The sequence below is a fragment of the Brenneria sp. L3-3C-1 genome (assembly GCF_016456245.1).
GTDB lineage: Bacteria > Pseudomonadota > Gammaproteobacteria > Enterobacterales > Enterobacteriaceae > Brenneria.
The window spans coordinates 177,434-202,802 of record NZ_JAEMHF010000008.1 but is presented as its reverse complement, the minus strand read 5'-3'; the positions used below and the strand labels follow the sequence as shown (position 1 = coordinate 202,802).

18 protein-coding genes are annotated in these 25,369 nt (G+C 51.2%); 4 read left to right on the top strand and 14 right to left on the bottom strand.

Going from position 1 to position 25,369, the window contains the following annotated elements:
- A partial coding sequence (locus tag JG725_RS15780; RefSeq protein WP_199378755.1) for an Ig-like domain-containing protein occupies nt 1–6,670 on the bottom strand: 6,670 nt, incomplete at its 3' end.
- A 381-nt stretch (nt 6,671–7,051) separates the two neighbouring features.
- Between JG725_RS15780 and JG725_RS15775 the strand changes: the two genes are divergently transcribed.
- The 3 genes from JG725_RS15775 to JG725_RS15765 all read left to right on the top strand — a co-directional run bounded on the left by JG725_RS15775 (nt 7,052) and on the right by JG725_RS15765 (nt 12,065).
- Complete coding sequence (locus tag JG725_RS15775) at nt 7,052–8,407, top strand: TolC family outer membrane protein (RefSeq protein WP_199378753.1); 1,356 nt, start codon at nt 7,052–7,054, stop codon at nt 8,405–8,407.
- 123 nt (nt 8,408–8,530) lie between these two features.
- Nucleotides 8,531–10,717, top strand: coding sequence for a type I secretion system permease/ATPase (locus tag JG725_RS15770; protein WP_172290956.1), 2,187 nt, complete (start codon nt 8,531–8,533; stop codon nt 10,715–10,717).
- Nucleotides 10,704–12,065, top strand: a complete 1,362-nt coding sequence (locus JG725_RS15765) for an HlyD family type I secretion periplasmic adaptor subunit (protein WP_172290955.1) — start codon at nt 10,704–10,706, stop codon at nt 12,063–12,065. The genes JG725_RS15770 and JG725_RS15765 overlap by 14 nt, the downstream gene beginning before the upstream one ends.
- A gap of 56 nt (nt 12,066–12,121) precedes the next feature.
- On the opposite strand, the gene JG725_RS15760 is transcribed toward JG725_RS15765, so the two are convergent.
- Together JG725_RS15760 and pdeH are read right to left on the bottom strand one after the other, a co-directional pair.
- A complete protein-coding gene (locus JG725_RS15760; protein ID WP_172290954.1) occupies nt 12,122–13,639 on the bottom strand; it encodes a diguanylate cyclase domain-containing protein in 1,518 nt (505 codons plus the stop codon).
- An 812-nt stretch (nt 13,640–14,451) separates the two neighbouring features.
- Entirely contained in the window at nt 14,452–15,243 is a 792-nt protein-coding gene (pdeH, locus tag JG725_RS15755; RefSeq protein ID WP_172290966.1) for a cyclic-guanylate-specific phosphodiesterase, read from the bottom strand.
- A gap of 362 nt (nt 15,244–15,605) precedes the next feature.
- Here pdeH and JG725_RS15750 point away from each other — a divergent pair, with 362 nt between their 5' ends.
- Nucleotides 15,606–15,866, top strand: a complete 261-nt coding sequence (locus JG725_RS15750; protein ID WP_172290953.1) for a YfhL family 4Fe-4S dicluster ferredoxin — start codon at nt 15,606–15,608, stop codon at nt 15,864–15,866.
- Between the two features lie 3 nt (nt 15,867–15,869).
- Here JG725_RS15750 and acpS read toward each other — a convergent pair whose 3' ends face one another.
- The 11 genes from acpS to rpoE form a co-directional block, all read right to left on the bottom strand.
- The gene (gene acpS, locus JG725_RS15745; protein WP_172290952.1) at nt 15,870–16,250 is read right to left on the bottom strand and encodes a holo-ACP synthase; all 381 of its coding nucleotides are present in this window, start codon (nt 16,248–16,250) and stop codon (nt 15,870–15,872) included.
- A complete protein-coding gene (pdxJ, locus tag JG725_RS15740) occupies nt 16,250–16,981 on the bottom strand; it encodes a pyridoxine 5'-phosphate synthase (RefSeq protein WP_199378752.1) in 732 nt (243 codons plus the stop codon). Before pdxJ ends, acpS begins: the two co-directional genes overlap by 1 nt.
- Before the next feature lie 80 nt (nt 16,982–17,061).
- Nucleotides 17,062–17,799 carry a DNA repair protein RecO gene (gene recO, locus JG725_RS15735; RefSeq protein WP_172290950.1) on the bottom strand — a complete coding sequence of 246 codons (738 nt, stop codon included), beginning with the start codon at nt 17,797–17,799 and terminating at the stop codon, nt 17,062–17,064.
- Nucleotides 17,800–17,810: 11 nt separating this feature from the next.
- Nucleotides 17,811–18,716 carry a GTPase Era gene (gene era, locus JG725_RS15730; protein ID WP_172290949.1) on the bottom strand — a complete coding sequence of 302 codons (906 nt, stop codon included), beginning with the start codon at nt 18,714–18,716 and terminating at the stop codon, nt 17,811–17,813.
- Nucleotides 18,713–19,393 (bottom strand): ribonuclease III, encoded by a 681-nt coding sequence (gene rnc, locus JG725_RS15725; RefSeq protein ID WP_172290948.1) that lies wholly within the window; start codon nt 19,391–19,393, stop codon nt 18,713–18,715. Before rnc ends, era begins: the two co-directional genes overlap by 4 nt.
- Nucleotides 19,394–19,570: 177 nt before the next feature.
- On the bottom strand, nt 19,571–20,530 hold the full coding sequence (gene lepB / locus JG725_RS15720) for a signal peptidase I (protein WP_172290947.1): 960 nt from the start codon (nt 20,528–20,530) through the stop codon (nt 19,571–19,573).
- Between the two features lie 15 nt (nt 20,531–20,545).
- A complete protein-coding gene (lepA, locus tag JG725_RS15715; RefSeq protein ID WP_172290946.1) occupies nt 20,546–22,345 on the bottom strand; it encodes a translation elongation factor 4 in 1,800 nt (599 codons plus the stop codon).
- A 278-nt stretch (nt 22,346–22,623) separates the two neighbouring features.
- Entirely contained in the window at nt 22,624–23,094 is a 471-nt protein-coding gene (gene rseC, locus JG725_RS15710) for a SoxR-reducing system protein RseC (protein WP_172290945.1), read from the bottom strand.
- Nucleotides 23,091–24,047, bottom strand: coding sequence for a sigma-E factor regulatory protein RseB (gene rseB, locus JG725_RS15705; RefSeq protein WP_199378750.1), 957 nt, complete (start codon nt 24,045–24,047; stop codon nt 23,091–23,093). Before rseB ends, rseC begins: the two co-directional genes overlap by 4 nt.
- Nucleotides 24,047–24,697: an anti-sigma-E factor RseA gene (gene rseA, locus JG725_RS15700; protein WP_172290943.1), complete on the bottom strand. Its 651-nt coding sequence runs from the start codon at nt 24,695–24,697 to the stop codon at nt 24,047–24,049. Before rseA ends, rseB begins: the two co-directional genes overlap by 1 nt.
- 57 nt (nt 24,698–24,754) lie before the next feature.
- Nucleotides 24,755–25,330, bottom strand: coding sequence for an RNA polymerase sigma factor RpoE (rpoE, locus tag JG725_RS15695; protein ID WP_172290942.1), 576 nt, complete (start codon nt 25,328–25,330; stop codon nt 24,755–24,757).
- Between the last annotated feature and the right edge of the window lie 39 nt (nt 25,331–25,369).

Below are 25,369 nucleotides of genomic sequence, written 5' to 3'. Positions count from 1 at the left end.
TGACGCTAGCCGTAACCGCCGTATTCCCCGCCAGTACGCTGCCGGGCACACTCACGCTCCAGGTCACGCCATCGGCATTCACCGTGGTCTGATAGGTCTCACTACCGACGGTAACCGTCACTGCATCACCGGCCTGCACCTGATCGCCCACTTGGCCGGTCACATTAATGGTCTGGTTGGACTCAGCTGCATTGACCACATTATCGGCAGTGATGGTATCGATGGTAATCGAGGCATCCGGCGCAACGATATCAACCGTGTAACCGCGGCTGGCATCCGCGGTAGCGATATTCCCCGCCGCGTCAGATGTAGTGACGCTAGCCGTAACCGCCGTATTCCCTGCTAGCACGCTACCGGGAACACTCACGCTCCAGGTCACGCCATCGGCATTAACGGTGGTCTGATAAGTCTCACTACCCACGGTGACGGTCACCGCATCGCCCGCCTGCACCTGATCGCCAACTTGACCGGTCACATTGATAGACTGATTAGACTCAGCGGCATTGACTACGTTGTCAGCCGTAATCGTATCAATAGTAATCGACGCATCCGGCGCCACGGTATCAACCGTGTAACCGCGGCTGGCATCCGCGGTAGCGATATTCCCCGCCGCGTCAGATGTAGTGACGCTAGCCGTAACCGCCGTATTCCCCGCCAGTACGCTGCCGGGCACACTCACGCTCCAGGTCACGCCATCGGCATTCACCGTGGTCTGATAGGTCTCGCTGCCCACCGTGACGGTCACCACATCACCGGCCTGGACATTATCGCCCACCTGACCGGTCACATTGATAGACTGGTTGGACTCAGCGGCATTCACCACATTATCGGCGGTGATGGTATCAATACTGATCGACGCATCCGGCGCAATCGTGTCGACATCGTAAGGACGGTTAGCCTCTGCGGTGGTGATATTCCCCGCCGCGTCAGAGGTAGTGACACTCGCCGTAACCGCCGTATTCCCTGCCAGTACGCTGCCGGGGATATCCACGCTCCAGCTCGCCCCATCGGCATTCACCGTGGTCTGATAGGTCTCGCTACCCACCGTGACGGTCACCGCATCACCGGCCTGAACGTTATCACCAACCTGACCGGTGACATTGATGGTCTGGTTGGACTCGGCCGCATTCACCACATTATCGGCGGTGATGGTATCGATGGTAATCGAGGCATCCGGCGCAATCGTGTCGACATCGTAAGGACGGTTAGCCTCTGCGGTGGTGATATTCCCCGCCGCGTCCGAGGTGGTGACACTCGCCGTAACCGCCGTATTCCCTGCCAGCACACTGCCGGGGATATTCAAACTCCAGGTTACACCATCAGCATTCACCGTGGTGTGGTAGGTCTCACTACCGACCGTGACGGTTACCACATCACCGATCTGTACCTGATCGCCCACTTGGCCGGTCACGTTGATGGTCTGGCCGGACTCGGCGGCATTCACCACATTATCCTCAGTGATGGTGTCGATGGTAATCGACGCATCCGGGGCTACCGTATCAACCGTGTAACCGCGGCTGGCATCTGCCGTGGTGATATTCCCCGCCGCATCTGCGGTCGTCACACTCGCCGTAACCGCCGTATTCCCCGCCAGTACGCTGCCGGGGATATTGACACTCCAGGTGCTGCCATCAGCATTCACCGTGGTCTGGTAGGTCTCGCTGCCCACGGTGACGGTCACTGCATCACCTGCCCGCACCTGATCGCCAACCTGACCGGTCACGCTAATGGTCTGACCGGACTCGTCCGCATTCACCACATTATCGGCGGTGATGGTATCAATGGTAATTGAGGCATCCGGGGCAATCGTGTCGACATCGTAAGGACGGTTAGCCTCTGCCGTGGTGGTATTGCCCGCGGCATCAGATGTAGTGACACTCGCCGTAACCGCCGTATTCCCTGCCAGTACGCTACCGGGAACACTCACGCTCCAGGTCACGCCATCGGCATTCACCGTGGTTTGGTAAGTCTCACTGCCCACGGTGACGGTCACCGCATCACCGGCCCGCACCTGATCGCCAACCTGACCGGTCACGCTGATAGTCTGACCGGACTCGTCCGCATTCACCACATTATCGGCGGTGATGGCATCAATGGTAATCGACGCATCCGGCGCCACCGTATCAACGGTGTAACCGCGACTGGCATCCGCCGTAGCGATATTCCCCGCCGCATCCGCGGTGGTTACCGTGGCATTAACTGAGGTATTTCCCGCCAGTACGCTGCCGGGGATATTCACGCTCCAGGTCACGCCATCGGCATTCACCGTGGTCTGATAGGTCTCGCTACCCACGGTGACGGTCACCGCATCACCGGCCTGGACATTATCGCCCACCTGACCGGTGACATTGATAGTCTGATTAGACTCGGCCGCATTCACCACATTATCGGCGGTGATGGTATCAATACTGATCGAGGCATCCGGCGCCACCGTATCAACCGTGTAACCGCGACTGGCATCCGCCGTAGCGATATTCCCCGCCGCATCCGCGGTGGTTACCGTGGCATTAACGGCGGTATTTCCCGCCAGCACGCTGCCGGGCACACTCACACTCCAGCTCGTCCCATCGGCATTGACCGTAGTCTGATAAGTCTCACTACCCACCGTGACAGTCACCGCATCACCGGCCTGCACCTGATCGCCAACCTGACCGGTCACATTAATGGTCTGGTTGGACTCGGCCGCATTCACCACATTATCCGCCGTAATCGTATCAATGGTAATCAAGGCATCCGGCGCAACCGTATCAACGGTATAGGGACGCTCGGCGTTCGCAGTGGTAGTATTGCCTGCCGCGTCAGAGGTGGTCACGGCAGCATTAATCGCTGTATTAGCAGCTAATACGCTGCCGGGGATATCGACACTCCAGGTGCTGCCATCGGCATTCACCATGGTCTGATAGGTCTCACTACCGACAGTAACCGTCACCGCATCACCGGCCTGCACCTGATCGCCAACCTGCCCGGTCACATTGATGGTCTGGTTGGACTCGGCCGCATTCACCACATTATCCGCGGTGATGGCATCGATGGTAATCGACGCATCCGGCGCCACGGTATCAACGGTGTAACCGCGGCTGGCATCCGCCGTGGTAGTATTGCCCGCCGCATCCGCGGTGGTTACCGTGGCATTAACTGAGGTATTTCCCGCCAGCACGCTACCGGGAACACTCACGCCCCAGGTCACGCCATCGGCATTAACGGTGGTCTGATAGGTTTCGCTGCCGACAGTTACCGTGATCGCATCACCGGCTTGGACGTTATCACCAACCTGCCCCGTCACATTAATAGACTGGTTAGATTCGGCGGCATTGACTACGTTATCCGCCGTAATCGTATCGATGGTAATTGAAGCATCCGGGGCAATCGTGTCGACATCATAAGGACGGTTAGCCTCTGCCGTGGTGGTATTACCCGCCGCATCAGAGGTGGTGACGCTAGCCGTAACCGCCGTATTCCCTGCCAGCACGCTACCGGGAACACTCACGCTCCAGGTCACGCCATCGGCATTAACGGTGGTCTGATAAGTCTCACTACCCACGGTGACGGTCACCGCATCGCCCGCCTGCACCTGATCACCAACCTGCCCCGTCACATTGATATTCTGACCGGACTCGGCCGCATTCACCACATTATCGGCGGTGATGGTATCGATGGTAATTGAGGCATCCGGGGCCACCGTGTCGACATCATAAGGACGGTTAGCCTCTGCCGTGGTGGTATTCCCCGCCGCATCTGCGGTCGTCACCGTGGCATTAATTGCTGTATTGGCAGCTAATACGCTACCAGGCACACTCACGCTCCAGGTCACGCCATCGGCATTCACCGTGGTCTGATAAATCTCGCTGCCCACGGTAACCGTCACCGCATCGCCGGCCCGCACCTGATCGCCAACCTGACCGGTCACATTGATGGTCTGGTTGGACTCGGCGGCATTGACTACGTTATCGGCGGTGATGGTATCAATGGTAATTGAGGCATCAGGGGCAATCGTGTCGACATCATAAGGACGGTTAGCCTCTGCCGTGGTGGTATTCCCCGCCGCATCCGCGGTCGTCACCGTGGCATTAATTGCTGTATTGGCAGCTAATACGCTACCGGGAACACTCACGCTCCAGCTTGCCCCATCGGCATTGACCGTCGTCTGGTAAGACTCGCTACCGACGGTGACGGTCACTGCATCCCCCGCCCGTACCTGATCGCCCACCTGACCGGTGACATTGATAGTCTGATTAGACTCGGCCGCATTGACTACGTTGTCAGCCGTAATCGTATCAATAGTAATCGACGCATCCGGTGCCACGGTATCAACCGTGTAACCGCGGCTGGCATCCGCGGTAGCGATATTCCCCGCCGCATCAGATGTGGTGACACTCGCCGTAACCGCCGTATTCCCTGCCAGCACACTACCGGGGATATTGACACTCCAGGTGCTGCCATCGGCATTCACCGTGGTCTGATAGGTCTCGCTGCCGACGGTAACCGTCACTGCATCACCGGCTTGGACGTTATCACCAACCTGACCGGTCACATTGATGGTCTGGTTGGACTCGGCCGCATTCACCACATTATCGGCAGTGATGGTGTCGATAGTTATCGACGCATCCGGGGCAATGGTGTCGACATCATAAGGACGGTTAGCCTCTGCCGTGGTGGTATTGCCCGCCGCATCCGCGGTCGTCACCGAGGCATTAATTGCTGTATTGGCAGCTAATACGCTACCGGGAACACTCACACTCCAGCTCGTCCCATCGGCATTGACCGTCGTCTGGTAAGTCTCACTCCCCACGGTGATGGTCACCGCATCACCCGCCCGTACCTGATCGCCAACCTGACCGGTCACGCTAATAGTCTGGTTGGACTCAGCGGCATTGACTATGTTGTCAGCCGTAATCGTATCAATAGTAATCGAGGCATCTGGCGCCACAGTATCAACCGTGTAACCGCGACTGGCATCCGCCGTAGTGGTATTCCCCGCTGCGTCCGCGGTCGTCACACTCGCTGTAACGGCGGTATTTCCTGCCAGTACGCTACCGGGGATATTAACACTCCAGGTTACGCCATCGGCATTCACCGTGGTTTGGTAGGTCTCACTGCCTACGGTGACGGTTACCACATCACCGATCTGTACCTGATCGCCCACCTGACCGGTGACGTTGATAGTCTGGCCGGACTCGGCGGCATTGACTACGTTATCGGCGGTGATGGTATCAATGGTAATCGACGCATCCGGCGCGACGGTATCAACCGTATAACCGCGGCTGGCATCTGCGGTGGTAATATTCCCAGCCGCGTCAGCCGTGGTGACGCTAGCCGTAACCGCCGTATTCCCTGCCAGCACGCTACCGGGAACACTCACGCTCCAGGTCACGCCATCGGCATTAACGGTGGTCTGATAAGTCTCACTACCCACGGTGACGGTCACCGCATCGCCCGCCTGCACCTGATCACCAACCTGCCCCGTCACATTGATATTCTGACCGGACTCGGCCGCATTCACCACATTATCGGCGGTGATGGTATCGATGGTAATTGAGGCATCCGGGGCCACCGTGTCGACATCATAAGGACGGTTAGCCTCTGCCGTGGTGGTATTCCCCGCCGCATCTGCGGTAGTCACCGTGGCATTAATTGCTGTATTGGCAGCTAATACGCTACCAGGCACACTCACGCTCCAGGTCACGCCATCGGCATTCACCGTGGTCTGATAAGTCTCGCTGCCGACAGTCACCGTGATCGCATCACCGGCCCGCACCTGATCGCCCACCTGGCCGGTGACGCTGATGGTTTGGCCGGACTCGGCGGCATTCACTACGTTGTCAGCCGTAATCGTATCAATACTGATCGACGCATCCGGGGCCAGTGTATCAACCGTTGTCGAACCACTTACGCCAGTGCCTGGCGTCCCGTTCTCGTCGGTGTAACTGCCGTCAGGAACATGAATACTCACCTCTCCCTCAAAATCAGGGCGAGGTGTTATCACCGCTGTCCACTGAGTCGGGGAGTTCGGATCCTGAGTCAGGCCGCTTAGCGTACCATTCTCAACCGTAATATCATTTTCATCAAAACCCACCGGAGGTTTTGTAAAGGTGAAACTAATCGTACCGTCATCATTGATGGTAAGCGTCAAAGCAGGAGGTACTGCGGTATCGACACCGGTATCAGTGGAAGCGGTGTCGGAGGCTACTAACGCCGCTGAGCCGGCATTACTCTCCACAGTATCAAGATCCGCAGCAACAGTTTGAGGTGTGGAGTCATACCCGATTGAGGCTTCAACAATTTCTCCGGTAAGATCCAGAACGACCGGCGTATGGCTGCCGCCGCCGTCGCCGGCTTCACCAATATCTTCATTGCCCGCTGCCGTCGGATCCAATACTTGTGTCGGGTCTTCCCCCTGGGCGATGGCCGATTGTAAGGATGCGACCTCGTCGTCCGCCGCCGCGGCATTCTGAGGCGTCACGCCGGCGACGTCGCTCCAGCGGCTGTCGCGGCCTAAATCCAGCGTGCGGCCGTCAGGTAACGTTATAGAAACGGAGCCGTTGTCTCCCGTAACGACTTCTTCACCACTATAGATACGCTCACCCGCGACCACTAACCGTTGACTGCCATCCAATGCGATGACAAAAACCTGACCAATAACGAATTTGATGATACCGATTACGCTATTCAAAATAGTTTCCTCTTGATATCTATAATTATTTTTATGTAACAGATAAATTTTAGTAAAAAACTTACGACATCATCCTAACGGGCTGCTCTTGCTGTGTATCGTCCTGACAACGTATTGAGGTGTCGCCATAAATTAGCGTTCTTATGCGTCAATCTCTTGACTCGATGGCTAATATAATAAAAAATTCAGAATATTCTTTCCAGAACTTTACTCATATTGAGTAATTAATATATTTTAGCTAATTCTCATTTTCTTGCAAAAGAGCAACATATTGATATCCTTATATTTATTATTAAGTTAGTTTGCAAACCATTAGTATAATAATCTTTTGCAGGAATAGGAATAATCACAAAAACAACATTTGTGAAGGAAAATAATAGTATGTCGCATAATAAATATAGTTTCTCTACATTACTTTTGATGACGGTTTTTACTCATTCCACTCATGCCGATACTATTCAGGACGCGATAAAACACGCTCTTAATACCCATCCTGAAGTCAGCGCCTCAGTTAACAGTCGTTTCTCGGCCGACCACGATTTAAGCGCCGCCAAAGGGGGATATCTCCCCTCGATAACGTTAAACGCCGGAACCGGCCGTGAAGAAACGGACAGCGCCTCAACCCGCGCCAGCGGTAATCACCGTGTCGGACTGCATCGCAGTGAATCAAGCATTAACCTAAGTCAGACTGTTTTTGATGGTTTCGCCACGTCCAGCGAGGTCGGTCGTCAGCGCGCGACGGTAAACTCCCGGGCATACAAAGTATTAAACACCAGTGAAGCCACGGCGTTAGACGCGGTACAGGTTTATCTCGATGTACTGCAACGTCAGGAATTTGTGCGACTTGCGGAGGCCAACCTTGCCAGCCATGAACGTATCTACGATCAGATAAAATTGCGTAGTGAGCAAGGCGTCGGCCGTCTTGCCGATATGGAGCAGGCCGAAGCCCGTCTGGCCCAGGCCCGCAATAACGTATTGACGGAAAAAACAAATCTCGATGACGCCCGGACCAATTACTACAGCGTTATCGGTAAAGAGCCTGATAGTCTTGTTATTCCCGACAACGCCGCCATCACTCTGCCCGCGTCGCTGGCAGAAGCGCAACATACCATGCTAGCTAATAATCCGGCGTTGAAATCCGCCGAATCCGACATTGAGGCGACCAAACAGCAATACGAGGCGGCGAAAGCAACCTTTTATCCACGCGTAAATATTGAGCTGGCGCGCAATATGGATAACAACATTGATGGCGCCCGCGGCCACAACAACGAATGGCAGGCGATGTTGAGAATGCGTTACAACCTGTACGAAGGCGGCAGCGGTAAAGCCAGCATGGAATCAAAGGCTTATCAGGTAAAAGAAGCGCAGGATGTAAGAAATAACGCCCTGCGTATGCTCAATGAGGAACTTCGATTGGCGTGGTCGGCCTTAAATAACTCCCATCAGCAACTGCCTATTGCCGCAGAATATGCCGACCGGAGTATGAGAGTACGCACCGCTTATCAGAAACAGTTTAGTCTGGGCGAACGAACACTACTGGACTTACTGGACAGTGAAAATGAATTATTCACCGCACAGCGGCGTCTGGTGGAAGTCCGGTTTACGGCATTGTTTACCGGGTATCGGATAAAATCCCGGATGGGAGATTTATTAAATAGTTTATCAATCCCGGCGCCTTCGGCGGGTAATAGCCTTACGAACGTGACAACTCATGCAGAGTTACCTAGGCTGAATTAATATATTTGATTATCCAATTTCAATAAATCATGTTTGTATATAAGCTTCCCGGCCTTGTCGGGACAGCCTATATACAAATTATCAATTGCAGGGACCGCGTTGAGTAAGGGAAAGTTCAGCTAAATGAAGTTGCATTCTGTTCACGATACTAACCATCCTGACGAATCGGTTGCCCATGAACATAGCGATCCTCGTGGTCGTCATGACGATCCGTTGCTGGATAGTTTGCTAATACTGTGTTCTTTGCAGGGGAAATCGGTCAGCAGAGCAACGTTAACCGCCGGGCTACCCCTTGCCAACCAGCGTCTGTCGGTGAAGTTACTGCCCAGAGCGGCGTCCCGAGCGGGATTACAAGGCCGAGTGCTAAAGCGGCCGCTGGACAAAATTGCGGAAATGTCGCTTCCGGCAATGCTGTTGTTACGTGAAGGAAGAGCGGCCGTTTTACTGGGTTGGAATGCTGATGGCAGCGCCCGCATCATGCCCAGTGAAACAGAAGGCGGGGAAATTACCGTCGATCACAACACATTGCAGCAGAACTATCTGGGACTGGCGATGTTTGCCCATCCCCGGCATCAGGTTGATATTCAGACCGACTCACTCATCCCCCGAACCCAATCCTGGTTCAAAGATACGCTTAAACTGTCGCGCTTTCTTTACCTGGATGCGGTTCTTGCCAGCCTGCTGGTTAATATCATCGCGTTAGCAACGCCGCTGTTCATTATGAATGTTTATGACAGGGTCGTCCCCAATCATGCAACGGCAACCTTGTGGGTGCTGGCGATTGGCATTACCGGGGCATTTATCTTTGATTTGATATTGAAAACCCTGCGTGGCATTTGTCTTGATATCGCCGGGAAAAAAACCGATCTGATTATTTCAGCCACGCTATTTGAACGTATCACCGGTATGTCGATGAAAGCCCGCCCGGCGCGGGTTGGCAGCTTTGCTCAAAATATTCATGAGTTTCAATCGCTTAGAGATTTTCTCTCTTCATTAACATTGACCACGCTGATCGATTTTCCTTTCACGTTATTACTTCTGCTGGTAATCGGTATTATCGGCGGGCCATTGGTCTGGGTTTCGATACTCGCCTACCCCATCGCTTTGCTTACCAGTTGGGCGCTGCAAAAACCGTTAGCGACGACGATTGAAAAAACGATGCACCTGGCCAGCGAACGTCAGGCGACATTGATCGAAACGTTAAGCGCCCTGGATGCAATAAAAGTCAATAATGCGGAAAGCGAACGGCAATATCAGTGGGAACAAACCATCGGTAGCCTCAGCCGGCTGGAAATGCGGGCCAAGGCATTGTCATCGTTGGCGGTTAATCTGACGCAATGGATTCAGCAATTTGCCGGCGTCGCTATGATCGTGGTCGGCGTATATATGTTGATCAACGGCAAACTCAGCATGGGGGGATTAATCGCCTGCTATATGCTGAATGGCCGGGCGCTCATACCTTTGGGGCAACTTTCAGGTCTGGTTACCCGTTACCAGCAGGCTCGCCTGACGATGGAAACGACGGAACAGATGATGCAACTGCCGCAGGAACGCAGTGATAATGAACGTCCGCTTAAGCGGGAAAGCATTCGCGGCAGCATCGAGTTCCGCGATGTAACGTTCAATTACCCTGAGCAGAAAAACAGCTCGTTGCAAGGCATCAATATTTCAATCAATCCTGGTGAAAAAGTGGGCATCATCGGCCGGAGTGGATCCGGTAAAAGCTCGCTGCAAAAACTGATCGTCAATCTCTATCAGCCGGCAACGGGTAATATTCTTATTGATGGCGTCGACGCGCGCCAGTTGGACGTCAGCGATCTGCGGCACAACATCGGCTATGTTCCGCAGGACATTCAGCTTTTCAGCGGATCGCTACGCGATAACCTAATCAGCGGTGCGCGTTACGTTGAAGATGAAACGATGCTACAGGCGGCTGAAATAGCGGGCGTTAATGAGTTTGCCCGTTTGCATCCGGATGGGTATAACCTGCAGGTTGGCGAGCGCGGTCAGCAGTTATCCGGCGGCCAGCGCCAGGCTGTCGCGCTGGCCAGAGCACTTCTGCTCGATCCGCCAATTCTAATTTTTGATGAACCAACCAGCTCTATGGATAACACCAGTGAGGATCGGCTCAAGCAGGCGTTAGTTCCGGTGCTCGCCAACAAAACGCTATTACTGGTGACCCATCGGGCATCCATGTTGGCGTTAGTCGATCGTTTAATTATTGTCGATAAAGGGCGCATTATTGCCGACGGCCCGAAAGCCATCGTGATGGATGCCTTAAAGAAGGGGCAGATCAATGTGTCTCGTTAAATATGCTAAACGCATCGGGCGTTATTTTACCAAACGAGATGAAGACAGCCTTCAGACCATGCCTGAAGTCAGTCGCGCCATGGTGGAAGATTCCCCCAGAATCATTCGCGTCACGCTATGGAGCATCGGAGCCTTTTTCTTGTTTTTCATTCTTTGGGCGGCATTCGCCAACGTAGACGAAGTCACGCGCGGGGATGGCAAGGCGATCCCCTCCTCCCGGCTGCAAAAAATCCAGAATCTGGAAGGCGGGATTGTCACTGAACTGTTTGTACGAGAAGGTCAGGTAGTTCAGGCCGGCGCCCCTTTACTACGGCTTGACGATACCCGCTTTGCTTCCAATGTCGGAGAAACCGAAGCAGATCGGCTGGCTTTAATCTTGAGGATTGAGCGGCTGAATGCCGAGATTAACGATCGTGATTTAACGTTACCAGACAACATAGCCGCGCTGACGCCGGAAGTGGCTGATGGCGAGCGAAAGCTATATAACAGCCGACGCCAGCAGTTCCATAATGAAATATCCGGGTTGGAACAACAACTGATACAACGCCGCCAGGAGTTACGGGATTTCTCGGCCAAACAGATCCAGTTCCGCAACAGTCTGAATCTGCTTCAGCAAGAAATCAGGATGTCTGAACCGCTTATCGCCGAAGGTGCGATTTCCAAGGTGGAAGTGTTACGTTTGCGACGCGCCGAGGTGGAAACCAAAGGCCAGTTGGAGTCTGTCACGCTGTCGATACCCCGGGCCGAGTCAGCCATAAAAGAGATCGAGAGTAAAATTGAGGAAACGCGTGGGCGTTACAGAAGCGATGCGCTGGCGCAGTTGAATGAGGCTCAAACCAACCTGAATAAGATTGCCGCCACCGGTAAGGCATTGGAAGATAGGGTAAATCGTACTTTAGTCGTTTCTCCCGTCCGGGGTATTGTCCAACAAATTCTGGTGAACACTATTGGCGGCGTTATTCAGCCGGGGAGCGATTTGGTGGAAATTGTTCCGCTGGATGACAACCTGTTGGTCGAGGCCAGGATCCGTCCTCAGGATATCGCTTTTCTGCACCCCGGCCAGGAAGCCATCATCAAACTCACCGCTTATGATTACACCATCTATGGCGGGCTAAAAGGCCAGCTTGAACAGATTAGCCCGGATACGGTGACGGATAAAGAAGGGAATAGTTTTTATATTATTCGGTTGCGTACTGATAAAAACTATCTGGGAAGCGCTGAGAAACCGCTGCTTATTATTCCCGGCATGGTAGCGTCGGTCGATATAATAACCGGCAAGAAAACGATTCTCAGCTATCTATTGAAACCCATTATTCGGGCCAGAGCGGAAGCACTGCGGGAAAGATGACTGAAAAAAGCTTTTCTTGCGAAAAGCTTTTTTACTTAACTATCACAATCACCCTTTTATTTATGATTATTTAAATCATGATAAATTTGGGTTTGACTACGACCCAGCGCTTTTGCCTGATACATGGCAGAGTCCGCATTAATTGCCAGTGTCAGGGAATCAGTACCGTGCTCCGGGTACAGCGCGATACCGATACTACAGGATATATCAAGCCTTTTTCCTTCAATATCAAAGGGTTCGTTTAACGCTTTGTGAATTTTATCAGCAACATACAGCGTGTTGTCAACTTCCTTGATACCCTGTAATAAGATGATGAATTCATCGCCGCTGCGCCGATATACCGTATCTGAATCCCTTACCGCACCGCGCATCCGCGTTGCGGCTTCCTTTAATAACAAATCGCCAACGGCATGGCCGAAAGAGTCATTTATCTGTTTAAATTTATCAAGATCGAGGAACATCAATGCAATCTTTCTGCCTGTTTGCTTAGACAGCAGTATTGCCTGCTCCATTTGCTCTGCAAAGGTTAGACCATTCGCCAATGAAGTTAATGAATCATAATGCGCCAGCTGGCGATAGTGCTCTTCACTGCGGCGCAACATATCAATAGCGCGATATCGTTCTATGGCGATGGATATTAGCTGAGCAGATTTCTCAATAGAAAAAACCTCTTCATCATTAGGGACATACACTTTTCTATGATAAACACTGAGCACGCCTAATATTTCTTTATTTTGCCCAAAAATAGGTTCAGACCAGCATGAACGCAAACCTGCATATAAAGCCAGCCCTTTATATAGAGACCAATCAGGATGGACAGAGATATCATCGGCGATTACGCGTTTTCCGGTATAGGCCGCGGTTCCAAATGAAGCGGCGCCATCAGCAATTTTAACGTTATGAATCGCATTTTTATAAAAGCCCGGTAAACTGGGCGCCGAGCCTAAAGTCAGGCATCTCTTATCTTTATCAACCAGCAATACCGAGCATACTATGCGGCCAGGATTTTTTTCTTCCACGCTAAATATGATGGCATCAAGAATATCTTTTAACGGAGCACCGCTTGATAAAAGCTCCAATGCTCGATTATAAGAGTTATCATGATGCTCTTGTGTTTTTCTCTCGGTGATATCAAGCTTAACGCCAACGTATTGAGTTGAATTATTGGCTTTATTATATATTTTAACGATATTGGCTTTTTCCCAATACAACTGTCCATCTTTCCGACGATTAATAAATTCACCGCTCCAGATATCGCCTTTATTTATGGTGGTCCACAGATCTTCATAGACGCTTACGTTAGTCATTCCCGAGCTTAATATATTCGTTTTTTTACCAATCACTTCATCCGGCATATAACCAGACATAGTAATAAATTGACGATTGACATAAATAATTTTGCAATTTTCATCCGCAATCATAATAGAAGCAGGACTATATTCCGTCGCAAAGAAAACCATGTTTAGAAAATTTTGTTTTTTCTGCTCAGAATTAAACTTTTGTTTAATTTTTCTATTCTTTACAGAAGAAAACAACAACAGCACTAACAATATGGTTATTATAATTTCATACACAATAGCACTCTCCTCAGGGCCGAGCGGTCCTGATCGTACAAATCACATCACTGGTGACGAAAAATCCCGGTAATAAATCCCTATCCCATCGATTTTCAGGATTGGCGCATTTCCGGAGAGCGGAAAGGATGAAAGAAAAAGTGCTCCAGAGAACTGAAGAATTCAGAAACATAAAAACATCAACATAAAACCCCCGCCTATGACTGTGTGTAAATAAGAACAACAAGATCAAAAAAGTGTTTTAATTTAGTATTAGTAATTGTTTATGTTATAAGTTTTGCTAATGAGATTAGAAAATATCCCACCACACGTATGATGATATATTCTGAACATCAATTTTTTGTAAGCAAATCAATTATACCAATAGATATCACTATTTTAATCAAAAAAACCTATCATAAAACGATTTTCGATCGTTAGTAACAAACATTGATTTTTTTATCATTAATAATCAATTAATTAAGTGAAGATGAAAACCTTTTGACAATTTTTCTGACATCGGATGCTTATTTACCAACAAAAAGCACAAAAAACACCGCCTCACCATTTAACAATATCAATCACTGCATTTAACAAAAATTAAGAAATAAAACAACACAAACAAGTAAACCAACAAATCAAAACACTTTTTTTAACTATAAGAAAAAGTTATCATAATGCGCCTGATTTTTTGGAATCAGTAAACGTTAACCGACGTAATAGCGTTGAGGAGGAAAGGAATAAAGAAAGGATAAAATCAGATTTAGAATAACGTGCATTGCAAAGCGTTAATCAATGCTCAGAGAAAAAGATGATCGAGTAGAAACTTTCACCTAAAGTTCCGTTCTTAGCGCATCAAAGTTATCAAATGGTTGAGGACGAGAAAGATAGTATCCCTGTGCAGCATCCGCATGCGAGGATTTAACAATGGCCCACTCTTCTTTCGTCTCAATTCCTTCAATAACGACGTAATTGCAAAAGCGCGCGAGCAAGGCAATCAGCGCAGGGAAAACCTCACGGCCTTCACCGCTTTGCTGTAGCAGAATAAACAGTTCACGGGCAACTTTAATGCAATCATACTGCGCCAACATTAATGATGAAAAATTCGCCATCCCGCAACCAAAATCATCCAACCAGAGCGTTTGCGCTTCGGGCAGTTTCGTCAAGATCTCTTTCGGTAATCCCCCCTGGTTTTCTACCATCTCGAAACGGATCCAGGGCATCGAAGAGATAAGCCTTTTCGCTTCATGACTTTTTTGTAAAGCAAGCAACGTCATACCGTCAATATTAAGCGATGCCACCAGGTCGTCACGGATAAAACGCAGGTGCCACTGGGACAGAAGTTGCAGTTGCTCCACAATAATTTTCAGACGCGCGTCAACATTGATGTTGGCAAAATATTTTTCAGGAGAAACAAACTGTTGTGGCAAGGAAGGGGAAAAAACCGAGGTTAATAACTCAATAGCCATCAATTTACCTGATGTTCGGTAAATCGGCTGAAAAGTATACCGCCGCTGGCATTGACGCCAGTAGTCAGGATCCAATGATTCAGCGTTCCCCTGCTGGGGAAACAATAGCCCAAACTGATTAAAATTCCCTTCCTGTTGCACTATAATTTCCGCCATTAGACTGACACTATTAGTTATAAAAACCAGATCTACACGGGTATATACCGTTATCGACTCTCCAGAAACAAACTTTATCAACGATACTGATTAATCTATGTCCACTACCTGAGGCGCATAAAATACTAGCATCACAATTACATTAATTTAAGTTATAAATCAATAGATTAAAATCCGAGAGTCACAGTCGTATTGGCTGATGTTGGTATTCTAAAGGATAAACTCAGAACCAATTTAACGAACAGATGGTTTTTTTACCCTATAACTTCACTATCTATTTGTCCGTCAACGACAGTTGAGCGTGTTTAAAACTGCTGTCAGCAGGTATAATCTGCGCCCTGTTTGTAAGATAGAAGATCATCATGGCGTTACTCATCACCCATAAATGTATCAACTGCGATATGTGTGAACCTGAATGTCCCAACCAGGCTATCGCAATGGGCATGGACATCTACGAAATCGATGCCAGCCGGTGCACGGAATGTGTCGGGCATTACGACACGCCAACCTGTCAGAAAGTGTGTCCGATCGACAACACCATCATCAAGGATCCCGAGCACCAGGAAGGGAATGAGCAGTTGTGGGAAAAGTACGTGTTACTGCATCACGCGGACAAACTCTGAGCCTTAATCTTCGATAATCACCGTTGCGCATGCGTAACGCCGCTCATCCGCCAGGGTAACATGCACATGCTTTACCCCCAGACGAGCAGCCAGCTCGGAAGCTTTGGCAAAAAAGCGCAGGCAAGGCTTCCCCAGTTCGTCGTTAAATACCTCAAACTGAGTAAAAGCCAACCCGTTGCGAATTCCAGTACCAAAGGCTTTCGACGCCGCTTCCTTAACGGCAAAGCGCTTGGCAAGAAAACGGGCCGGTTGCCGATGCTGCTGATATTGTCGCCACTCATTTTCCGTCAAAATCCGCCGCGCCAGCCGCTCCCCCGAACGCTCAATCACCCATTCGATGCGAGCGATCTCGACAATATCCGTTCCGAGACCGAGGATCGCCATCAGCGTCGCGCTTCCCGCAACAGCGCTTTCATTTCAACAACCGCAGCGCCCAAGCCACTCATCACCGCACGTCCGATAATGGCGTGACCGATGTTCAACTCATGCATTTCCGGCAACGCCGCAATAGGCAGCACATTATGGTAGGTCAGACCGTGGCCGGCATTGACTTTCAATCCTTTGCCCGCGGCATAGGCAGCAGCCTCGCGGATGCGCGCAAACTCATGTTGACGGGACGGTTCATCGACGGCATCGGCATAAGCGCCGGTATGGATTTCGATGTAAGGCGCGCCGCTAGCGGCGGCCGCATCGATTTGGCGTTTATCGGCATCAATGAACAAGGACACCTGGATCCCCGCGCGACTTAATCTGGCCACCGCATCGTTCATTTTCTCCTGCTGACCCGCAACATCCAGTCCGCCCTCGGTGGTCACTTCCTGACGTTTTTCAGGCACCAGACAGCAAAAATGCGGTTTCAACTCACAGGCAATATTCACCATCTCTTCGGTCACGGCCATTTCCAGATTCATACGGGTTTGAATGGTTTCCCGCAGGATACGGACATCACGATCGGTGATATGACGACGATCTTCACGCAGGTGGACGGTAATCCCGTCAGCCCCCGCCTGCTCAGCCAAAAAGGCAGCCTGCACCGGGTCCGGATAGGCGGTACCGCGGGCATTACGCAGGGTTGCGATGTGATCGATATTAACGCCCAATAACAGCTCAGCCATGGTAAATCCTCGATAAAATAATGCGTAATAAAAGGCAGTTTACACCGATGTGCGCGTTTCCGGGTACAGAAGAAGCAGGATTATTTATCGGCAGGCGGGGTTTTCGGTAAATCGAACTTAGGTAAAAACTGGCGAAACAGTTCACGGCTTTTCAGCGGCTTACCGCCAAGATAAGGTTTTAGGGCGATACGGGTAAAACGCTTGGCCGCGCGTAATGTCGCCGCGTCGGGAAACTCCCGTGACGCCAACGCGCGCAACTCATAACCGGTAAAGCTGTTGTTATCGACGACCAGGCTGGCAATAAAGCCTTTCTCTTCACGATAGCGGTAGGTCATGCTATCGGCTACCGGTTCGCCGCTCCCGGCACAATGCAGAAAATCCACGCCATATCCCAGGTTCCCCAGCAAGGCAAGCTCAAAGCGGCGCAATGCCGGCTCAGGCGAGACATTCTGAACGGCAAGCTGCTGCAAACAGTTGAGATAATCAAAAAAGAGCGCGGAATAATTGGTTTCATGCTCCAGAACCCGGGCCAGCAGTTCATTCACGTATAAACCGCTGTAGAGCATACTTCCGCTAAGCGGAAGCGCCAGCGAGACTGGCTCGGCATTGCGCAGGGTTTTCACTTCGCCCCGCCCGCTCCAACGAACCAGCAGAGGAGTAAAAGGCTGCAAGCAGCCTTTCAGACTTGAACGACGCGCCCGGGCGCCTTTGGCAAGCACCCGAACCCGACCATCGCTTTCACTGAATAAATCCAGTAGTAGACTGGTTTCGCTGTAAGGTCGCCCATGCAAGACAAACGCGCGTTGCCAGCCTTCCATCGGCATCGGCCTTACAAGTCTTCACTGTAACCCAGGCTACGCAGCGCACGTTCGTCGTCCGCCCAGCCTGATTTTACTTTTACCCATAATTCGAGGTGAACTTTGGCTTCAAACATCTCTTCCATATCCTGGCGAGCTTCAATGCCGATGGTTTTAATTTTAGAGCCTTTGTTGCCGATCACCATTTTCTTCTGACCTTCACGTTCGACAAGAATCAGCCCGTTAATGTCATACCCGCCGCGTTCATTGGTGACGAAACGCTCAATCTCCACCGTTACCGAGTAGGGCAATTCCTCACCCAGAAAGCGCATCAGTTTTTCACGAATAATTTCTGAAGCCATAAACCGTTGCGAACGATCGGTAATGTAATCTTCCGGGAAATGATGCGCCGCCTGCGGCAAATGCTTACGCACAATGCCGGCGATGGTATCGACGTTCGTGCCCTTCTCGGCGGAAATCGGCACCACATCCAGGAAGTTCATTTGCTGACTGATAAATTGAATATGCGGCAACAGCTTGGTTTTATCCGTTACGTTATCCACTTTGTTAATCGCCAGCAGAACGGGATGTTTCTGGTCACGCAGCTTATTCAGCACCATTTCGTCATCATCGTTCCAGTGCGTGCCTTCGACCACAAAAATAATCAGCTCGACATCGCCAATCGAACTGCTGGCCGCACGGTTCATCAGACGATTAATTGCCCGCTTCTCCTCGATATGCAGCCCGGGGGTATCCACGTAGATAGCCTGATACGGCCCCTCGGTATGGATGCCCATAATGCGATGGCGTGTGGTCTGGGGTTTACGCGAGGTAATCGAAATCTTCTGCCCCAGCAACTGATTCAATAATGTGGATTTACCTACGTTAGGCCGGCCGACAATCGCGACAAAACCGCAGTATGTCTGTTCTTCGCTCATTCAAGCTCCAGTTTTTTCAACGCTTGTTCTGCCGCAGCCTGCTCAGCCTTTCGGCGGCTCGAACCGGTGCCGATGACCGATTCACTAAAACCACTGACCTGACAATGAATAGTAAACTCCTGATCGTGCGCCTCACCGCGCACTTGAACAACCAGATAGGTCGGCAGCGGTAAGTGACGCCCTTGCAAAAATTCCTGTAAGCGCGTTTTCGGATCTTTTTGCTTATCGCCCGGGCTGATTTCAGCCAGTCGGCTTTGATACCAGTTCAGGATCAACCGCTCAATGGTTTGAATATCGCTATCGAGGAAAATCCCCCCGATCAGCGCTTCTACCGTATCAGCCAGAATGGATTCCCGACGGAAACCTCCGCTCTTCAACTCTCCCGGCCCCAGACGCAGACACTCGCCCAATTCAAATTCACGCGCAATTTCCGCCAGCGTATTACCGCGCACCAGCGTCGCGCGCATCCGGCTCATATCCCCTTCATCCACCTTGGGAAAACGGTGATACAGCGCGTTCGCGATAACAAAACTCAGAATAGAATCGCCCAGAAACTCAAGCCTTTCATTGTGCTTGCTGCTGGCGCTTCGATGTGTCAGAGCCTGTAACAAAAGTTCGTACTGCTGAAAAGTATAGCCCAGCTTTCTTTGTAAACGGTTTATCAGGATGGGATTCATGTGTTACCAATAGATCAAGAATGCGTCAAAAACAACAGCACACGGAACAGTCCTGACTTGCTAACTTGCTGCCAAAACTGTTTCGTTTGCATTGGCTCCCGACCGGGAGCCTGCGTTTATTTCCGGAAATATTCTACAACGGGCAGCGTAATAATGCTGCGTGTTTATCGCCTTGAATTAGTGAATACCGCCAATACGGCTCAATCGAACCCCGGTAGGCCATTCACCTTCCTGTTTCTCAAAGCTCATCCAGATTGTCGTCGCTTTACCAACCAGATTTCTTTCCGGTACAAAACCCCAATAACGGCTATCCAGACTGTTATCGCGGTTATCTCCCATCATGAAATAATGACCGGCCGGCACAACCCAGGTTGCGAGCGGTTGTTGCGACTGCTGATAATATCCGCCGAGTTGATCCTGCACCCCGGGAACCACCAGAATATTGTGCGTCACATTGCCAAACGACTCTTTACGTATCCCCATGCGGATGCCGTCGGCTTTATTTTCATTCACCGGGATCTGATAAAAACCGCTGCGCGATTCCAGGCCCGGCTGATTGAATGTCTGCACAAAGTCGCTGGGCTGTACATTATTATAGGTTACAGCCAGTGCTTTATCGCAAATTTGCTGACCGTCGCAGGCCGGGTAAATCGTAATCTGCTTGCTCAGAGGATTATAACTGACCCGATCGCCCGGCAGGCCGACCACGCGTTTGATAAAATCAACCTTAGGATCGGATGGATACTTAAACACGGCAATATCGCCACGCTTCGGAAGGCCGGTCTCAATCAAGGTTTTCTGAGTAAAGGGTTCTTTAATACCGTAAGCAAATTTCTCTACCAGGATAAAATCGCCGATCAGCAATGTCGGCATCATGGAACCGGAGGGGATCTGAAACGGCTCATAAATAAATGAACGCACAACTAAAACCAACGCCACCACCGGAAAGATGGAGGCGACGGTTTCGATCCATCCCGGTTGCTCAACGGCTTTTGACACTGCGCGGTCATCCGCCGGCGCATTCAACGCCGCAAATTTTTTCCGCCGCGCGGGCGCCCACATAAAACGTTCAAAGCACCAGACAATTCCCGTGACTAGCGTTACCAACGCCAAAATTACGGCAAACATATTGGCCATGCCAACTCCTCAGGATTATTTGTTGTCTTTGCCGACGTGCAAAATAGCCAGGAACGCTTCCTGCGGTAATTCAACGTTACCTACCTGCTTCATACGTTTCTTACCATCTTTCTGTTTCTGCAATAGTTTTTTCTTACGGCTGACATCGCCGCCATAACATTTCGCCAGTACGTTCTTGCGCAACTGCTTAACGGTGGAACGGGCGATAATGTGGTTGCCGATCGCCGCCTGAATGGCGATATCAAACTGCTGACGCGGGATAAGATCTTTCATCTTTTCCACCAGATCGCGGCCACGGTACTGAGCGTTATCCCGATGAGTAATCAGCGCCAGCGCATCCACGCGCTCGCCGTTGATAAGCACATCGACGCGCACCATGTCGGAAGCCTGAAAGCGTTTGAAACTGTAGTCCAGCGAGGCGTAACCCCGAGAGGTCGATTTCAGACGGTCAAAGAAATCGAGCACCACTTCCGCCATCGGAATTTCATACGTCAGCGCCACCTGATTGCCGTGATAGACCATATTGGTCTGTACGCCGCGCTTCTCGATACACAGTGTGATGACGTTCCCCAGGAACTCCTGCGGCATCAGCATATGGCATTCGGCGATAGGCTCGCGCAATTCCTGAATATTATTCAGCGGCGGCAGCTTTGACGGGCTATCGACGTAGACTGTCTCGCCGGCGGTGGTTTCCACTTCATAAACAACCGTAGGCGCGGTGGTGATCAGATCCAGATCGTATTCACGCTCCAGCCGTTCCTGAATGATTTCCATGTGCAACAGCCCCAGGAAACCGCAGCGGAAACCAAAGCCCAGCGCGGTGGAGCTTTCCGGTTCGTAAAACAGGGAAGCATCGTTAAGGCTCAATTTGCCCAGCGCATCACGAAACGCTTCATAATCATCGGAACTGATGGGGAATAACCCGGCATATACCTGAGGTTTAACTTTCTTGAATCCCGGCAACGCTTTTTCCGCCGGCTGACGAGCCAGCGTCAGCGTATCGCCGACCGGCGCCCCCAGAATATCTTTGATGGCACAAACCAGCCAGCCGACCTCACCGCAGTTGAGCACGTCGCGATCAAGGCGTTTCGGGGTAAAAATACCCAGCCGGTCAGCGTTGTAAACCTGCCCGGTGCTCATGACTTTAATTTTGTCGCCTTTACGCATCGAACCATTTTTAATGCGCACCAGCGACACAACGCCCAGGTAGTTATCAAACCAGGAGTCAATAATCAGCGCCTGTAATGGCGCATCCCCACTTCCTGCGGGAGGGGGAACGTCCCGTACCAGACGCTCCAATACTTCGGGCACGCCGATACCGGTTTTAGCCGAACAACGCACGGCATCCGTCGCATCAATACCGACGATATCTTCAATTTCCTGCGCGACGCGGTCCGGGTCGGCGGCGGGCAGGTCGATTTTATTCAGTACCGGAACAACCTCTAAATCCATATCCAGCGCAGTGTAGCAGTTCGCCAACGTCTGGGCTTCCACCCCCTGCCCCGCATCCACCACCAGCAAAGCGCCTTCACAAGCGGCCAGCGAACGGGAAACCTCATAAGAAAAGTCAACGTGTCCGGGAGTATCAATGAAGTTTAACTGGTAAGTTTGACCATCCTGCGCCTTGTAATCCAGCGTCACACTCTGCGCTTTAATCGTGATACCGCGTTCACGCTCCAGATCCATAGAATCCAGAACCTGCGCAGCCATTTCACGTTCGGTTAAACCACCGCAAATCTGGATAATGCGGTCAGATAACGTCGACTTACCGTGGTCGATGTGGGCAATAATGGAGAAATTTCGTATGTGCTTCATTATAAAAATTTTTCTACCTTGATATTCCTGAAATTCTTGCCGATGGGCATGCGCATTAGGTGAAAACAGCAGCGACGACCTTCCACCTGAATCGCTGCATTCTACATGCCGGACGACCGAAAACCTAGTCATGTACCGCGCATTACCTTTGATTATGACGGTTTTATGCTGAACCACGGAACGACGGGGTGAAAGAAGAGATCAAATCGATGACAACGGCTGAAAATAATGGGGAATAATAAGGAATAGCGATAGGGTATTACCCCGCTCGCCCCATTCTATGACTCCGCGACGCTGTGAATGTGTAATAACTCACCCGGCAACGCAATTTGCAAAATGACGGGCTGATAGCGGCTGTTTTTATCGGGGTTTCCCGCCCAGCGCTTTACCGATAAAAAAGCCAGCCCGCCCCCGGTCAATGCCCCGAGAATGGCGGAGAACTCGCTGATAAAAAGAGCCTGAAACAGCGCCGCTCCGGCAAGCAACCCCACCAGAGGAACAAAGTAGACCATCACCGCGGACTGCAACAAATGCTTTTCGGCAATCCCCAGCTCCACCCGTTGCCCGGTTTGCAACGGTTGTTCACAAGGCACCTGCAACAGGTGTTCAGCCGGCGCGCCTAGCTGATTCAACAACCCGGTTCCACATGTCGAACGCGATTGGCAGCCGCTGCATCCGGAACGTTGTTCACAGCGTAGCAACGCGATGCCGTCCTGCCATGAAATAACCGTCGCCCACTCTTTAATCATTGTTGCGCCTTCAGGATAATATTGTCCGCCACGCGTTTAGCCGTGGCCGGCGGGAGTTCACCGACAACCGTGATCTCATTATTATCGCGAACCTCAGTGTGTATTGAACGCCTTCCGGTACGAACAGCCTGCTCAGCCCGCGCTTCGGCAGCAGGGCTGACGTTGACGGAAAAACTAAACAAACCATCACTGTACAAACGCGTTTCAATCGGCAAATTGACGCCCGGCAACGTTCTGCGGCTGTGCGAAACCTCTTTCATCCCCACCGGCAACCATTCTGCCGACCAGGCGAAATCGATGTTTTCTGAACGGGGCACGGGCAATGACGGAGGCAAGTGAATGCTTTCCAGCGGCCGCATGGCGTTTACAATGTCATCGTCCACAATTAACGACGTCGCCAGAAACTGTTCCAGACGTTCGCCATTACCATCCTGCAAATCGACCCGTAACGGCAGTTTAGACTCCGCGTCAACCCACACGGCATAGCTGTAACGCGTCGCATCCCGTGAAATAATCCGGATCCCCACCGCCAGATGATCGGCGATACGGACTCGCCCGTCCGCGGGAACGAAATCATAATATTGGGTGAGCTTTTGGAAATCCGCATAAACCAGCGAAGGTAACGAATCGACGATATGATCGCTCGACAGGGTAAAAGGCTCCAGGCCGGAATCGAAATAGCTGATTTCATTCCCGCGCTGCACGATCTCACGCCGCGGCCCATCCATAAACACCAACTGCGCCAATGAACGATTATTAATAACGGCGTGACGGTATCGTACCGACTCAAATCCCTGACGGGTGATATTGATAAAAGAGATTTCGTAGTTTAACGAGCGACTGGCATTGTTCATCTGTTGCAACAACGCCCCGGACGCGGTTTGCGCCGGGGCGAGGGTGGAATAACATAAACTGCCAATCAGCAAACAGGCGGCAAGCCAGACATGCTTCATTACCGAGGCTGAGTCCCTAATGATTGAGTTCCTGGAACCTGAATCGCAGCCTGCTGATGATCGTCATGCTGCTGAAGTTGCTCTGCGTGCAGGCGGCGCTGTAATTCATAGTCCTGCAAAATAGCATTGAGGCGATTGCGCTGCACATCGGATTTCTGCTGACCGCTATGGGAGGCGATATTTTCTGAAGGAACCCCCAGACTGACCGGAGACGCGGTTCCCATTGCCGGCAACGTGCTGAACGCGGCGGATTCCGTAACGGTGTCCGCAACCCCCGTCTGGTTATAATTCTGAACGCCAACGATAACCGCCAGAGACACGCAGGCCGCAACGCCTACCTGAGTCAACTGGCTGGCCCACGGACGAACCTTATGCCAGAACGGCATCTGAGGCCAGCGATCGGGATGCGGCTGAGACTCCGGTTGCGATTGCGGAACCAGGCGAGCAGGTTCCTTTTCAATCGCGGCGGCAACGCGGGAGGCGATATCCAGATGGACGACCTGTTCACCAATATCCCCACGTAACGTATCGCGGATTAGATGATAACTTTGCCAACTTTGCTGCAACTTGTCATCGCGTGACAAGGAATTCAGCAGTTCGGAATCTACTGCCTCACCATCCATTAAAGCGGAAAGTTTCTCTTTCTGCATACCGATACCCTTACCTTGTCAAATCCATCATTAATCACGCGCAGCGACGAGAACTCACTAACGCTGAATAAGCGGTTGTACTTTATTATCAATAGCTTCCCGGGCCCGGAAGATACGAGAACGAACAGTGCCGACCGGACAATCCATAATCATGGCGATCTCTTCGTAACTCAGTCCATCTAATTCACGCAGCGTAATCGCCAGGCGTAAATCTTCCGGTAAAGACTCAATAGTACGGAAAACAATACTTCTCAATTCCTCTGACAACATTAAATTCTCAGGGTTCGATATTTCTTTCAATGCGCCTGCATTTTCATAGTTTTCAGCGTCATTGGCATCAATATCGCTGGAAGGAGGGCGTCGGCCCTGAGCAACCAGATAATTTTTCGCCGTATTCACCGCAATCCGATACAACCATGTATAAAAAGCGCTATCGCCGCGAAATGATTCCAGGGCGCGATACGCTTTGATAAACGATTCCTGCACCACGTCAGGCACGTCCCCTTGGGGCACATAACGGGATACCAGGCTCGCCACCTTATGCTGGTAGCGAATAACCAGTAGGTTAAACGATTTTTGATCGCCCTTCTGGACCCGCTCGACCAGAACCTGATCTGCTAGCTGCTCGCTCATCCGAGGTAATATCTCCTCAAATCGTTCTCCACACGTAAA